The following is a 3,257-nucleotide window of genomic DNA, read 5'->3' on the forward strand; positions in this document are numbered from 1 at the left end:
AACGATGAAATCTCTAATAAATTTCATGGTTAGAAGGAGAATAGCGAAGAACATTAATAATTTAAATGAGGAGATAAGACTTGAAAGAATAAGGCGAAAAATATGAAACATTTAAATTTATATTTTACCTTGTTACGAATTGTGTATTTCTAGGTTTAAAACAAAAATTGGTATATTAAGACTCAATATTTCTTAATCATTTCTTTATAATAGCTTCATTTACTTCTTCTAACCTGACCTTAACTGTTTTAGGAATAGTAAACCATAGTGAAATAGCAGCAAACGGTAATGGTAATGACAGAATTACCCAGGCATATAATGGTCCAAATGTCGAGATTAGCGGAAATAATAGTAGAGGTCCTACTACACCTCCCAGATGTCCTAATCCATCTGTTATCGCAAAACCAGTAGACCTAGCAACTGTCGGAAAAGATTCGCTTGACATCAGATAACCTGCTAAATACGGCGGATTAAGGATAAATTCAAGTAGGAAATAAGTAATAAACCATATTATTAGCTCTTTATTAAGTATCAAATACGTTGTAAGATAGCTACTTACCACAAAGCCTATTGCTCCAATTTGAGTTAAAAGTCTTCTATCTACCCTTTCAATAAAGCCCAACATTCCAAATGATATAACTGTAGCACCTATGGCTACAAAGCCTAATAGCCTTATATATTCAGTATATTGTAATGGCGTAAGATTTACTACAACTTTAACAAATGTCGGTGCCAATCCAGTAGCGGTATATTGAATGAAGTATAAGAAAAACCAAAATATTGTTAAAGATATTAATCTTTTTAAGAACGTTGGTTGAGTCAATATTTTTATGGCATTAACTTGGGCTTGCTCGTAATTGACTACTTTAAGAGGAGGTAAAGTAGATACTTTAGCTCTCTTCATACTTATTTTTTCCATATCCCTTATAAGATTTTCAGCTCTATCAAACTTCTTTTTTCTGACTAAAACCCTGATGCTCTCTGGAGCCATTATACTAATTATAGTGGTAGAGATAAAACCTAAGGCTGCTGCAAGCCCAAAAGCTATTCTCCATCCAAATGTTGGGGTAAGTGTTACGATGAATGCTACTAGTAGAGTGCCTAGTCCTACAGCTATCCAGCCTGACACAAATATCCAATTTGCGTACTTACCTCTTTTAGAGCTAGGTGAAAACTCTGTGACGTATACCATAGCAAGGTTTAAGCATGCACCAGTCCCTACACCTTCTATCACTCTAAAGACGAATAGTGTTGGATAATTTACTGATAAAGCCATCCCTAAACTTCCTACTGTTAATAGAGCAAATGACGTTAATAAGGCTAGTCTTCTTCCAATCCTATCAGCTACTGCACCTAATCCTATAGATCCTATAATATATCCAGCTAGTCCTACAGACACTATTATTGCAGCTTCCTCCGAGTTTATAAATGGTATATAAGGTAATGCTAACCCTAAATTTGATACAGCATCATAAAGTGTTGCAAAATAGCCAATTCCGATTGCCCATAAAAGGAGATATGGTAGTCCCCACACTGGTAATCTATCTATTCTCGCTAAATATTCATCTAAACTATGCTGATTATCAGAACTCATTAAATATAACTTTATTTCTGTTTTATATAAACATAATTCTTGTTAATAAAGATATTTTCAAGAATTAAGAAGATGATGATTCAATATTTTTGAGAAGAAAGTTATTGATTTCTATTCTATATATAAAGACTATATAAAGTTTAAAAGAAAAGCTCTAGATGCAATATCCTTAATGCTGATTTCAAAATATCTTAACGGCTTCAAGAGTTTCTCATTTCCTTGGCTTTAGAGGTCTCTGGTCAGAGCTTATATCATTAACGTTATTAGCCTTGATACGATTGTAGAATCTATAAAGCCGTGCCATTTATTATCTCTTTAACTATCTCATCTAAACATTATATGCTTTGGAGTAAATCCATGAGAGAACCGGTATGGCAACGTCCCTCTTTGAGTACGTACCGTTATATACATCTAGGTGACCGTATTTATCCAACGTTATTAAATTATATGAGCGTGATGTGGAACCTATTAAAGGATTATTAGTTAACCTACCTATAGAAATACCGAACCTACTAATCACATCTAGAATAGGAATTTTTATATTCGAGTATAGGTTATCAAAGTCGTATTTTGTATAAGGACATTCCTCCCAATCTAGCATAGCTTGAGTCTCAAGGTAAATTCTTGATGGCCAATATCTATCGAAAGTTGCCATAGTGTGAATTAGAACTTTAGGATCGTTAAAACCTTCATAGACGTTCGTTAGCATTCCAGGTCCCCATGCGATATAAAGAATAAATGTAGCCCATTCCAGAATATTATTCCATTTTTCTCCAGTAATGGGATTTATCGGAGGACTTAAAGCTTCTCCAGTAAGCGGATTTATCGGATTAGCTAGAGGATTTTCGTCTATATACTTAAACAAGAATAATGCTCCTTTTCCTCCTCCAACCTCCATAACCCAACTCTTTTTTCTCCTCATTTCTTCAAGAAGTTCATTAAAATTAAGGGAATTTGAAGGCTGTCTTATAACTGGTCCCCCATCTAATAAGATTAGACCATTAAGATCATCTTGAAATTGTGTAGCATAGTTTATGCTCGCTAGCCCTCCAAAACTTTCACCCACTAAAAATATTTTCTGATTAGATGAGATATCTTTAACGAAGTCTACAACTTCTTTTATATCGTTTATCCATTGTTCCCATCCCCAGTTTATCATAAATTCTAGTTCACTTGAGTCTTTTTCAATTGGAACAAAATGAGTACGATAGTCCATAAGATATACATCGATACATCGATTTGCCCAAAAGAAGGGTTCATCAACATTTTCATTTCTACTCCATCTGTCCTCATTGGAGGAAAGTTGCTCTCCACTGCTCCATGTACCGGGTAAAACCAGTATAGCTGAGACTAGTTTGCTACAGTTCTCGTTTACTAGTCTATGTACTCCGATTTTATTGTACTCTCCTACTGGCGGTGTTTTAGCCTCTTTAGACCAGAATGTATGTTTTATATGTGGGAAGTCTTTACTCATATACTCTTTTAATATTTTCATTTTTACACTATTTCATGTTTGGTGCTAAGGTATTTATAGCTTATTGGATTTAAGGAAAATAAAATTGGACTTAAATTTCATGAAATGATTTTTAAAGTAAGAACTCGATTGAGTTCTGACTCTAGTATCAATTTTTTGAAAATTATTTAAAATTATAGAGGCTCTGAC

At 33.9% G+C, this 3,257-nt stretch carries 3 protein-coding genes; 1 reads left to right on the top strand and 2 read right to left on the bottom strand.

Features of this window, described 5'->3' with window-relative positions:
- Positions 1–4 precede the first annotated feature (4 nt).
- Positions 5–106, top strand: coding sequence for an STK_08120 family protein (locus tag DMP16_RS08695; protein ID WP_255446849.1), 102 nt, complete (start codon positions 5–7; stop codon positions 104–106).
- Positions 107–196: 90 nt separating this feature from the next.
- Here the strand turns inward: DMP16_RS08695 and DMP16_RS08700 are convergent, their stop codons facing one another.
- Both DMP16_RS08700 and DMP16_RS08705 read right to left on the bottom strand, forming a co-directional pair.
- Positions 197–1,594, bottom strand: a complete 1,398-nt coding sequence (locus tag DMP16_RS08700) for an MFS transporter (protein ID WP_069282816.1) — start codon at positions 1,592–1,594, stop codon at positions 197–199.
- A gap of 328 nt (positions 1,595–1,922) precedes the next feature.
- Positions 1,923–3,089 carry an alpha/beta fold hydrolase gene (locus DMP16_RS08705; RefSeq protein ID WP_069282817.1) on the bottom strand — a complete coding sequence of 389 codons (1,167 nt, stop codon included), beginning with the start codon at positions 3,087–3,089 and terminating at the stop codon, positions 1,923–1,925.
- Positions 3,090–3,257: the final 168 nt, after the last annotated feature.

The organism is Sulfolobus sp. B1, assembly GCF_007050195.1.
Lineage (GTDB): Archaea > Thermoproteota > Thermoprotei_A > Sulfolobales > Sulfolobaceae > Saccharolobus.

Bases quoted from the DNA above. Each gene is read 5' to 3' on its own strand.
- DMP16_RS08695 (WP_255446849.1), top strand. From the start codon at position 5: ATGAAATCTCTAATAAATTTCATGGTTAGAAGGAGAATAGCGAAGAAC.
- DMP16_RS08700 (WP_069282816.1), bottom strand. From the start codon at position 1,594: ATGAGTTCTGATAATCAGCATAGTTTAGATGAATATTTAGCGAGAATA.
- DMP16_RS08705 (WP_069282817.1), bottom strand. From the start codon at position 3,089: ATGAAAATATTAAAAGAGTATATGAGTAAAGACTTCCCACATATAAAA.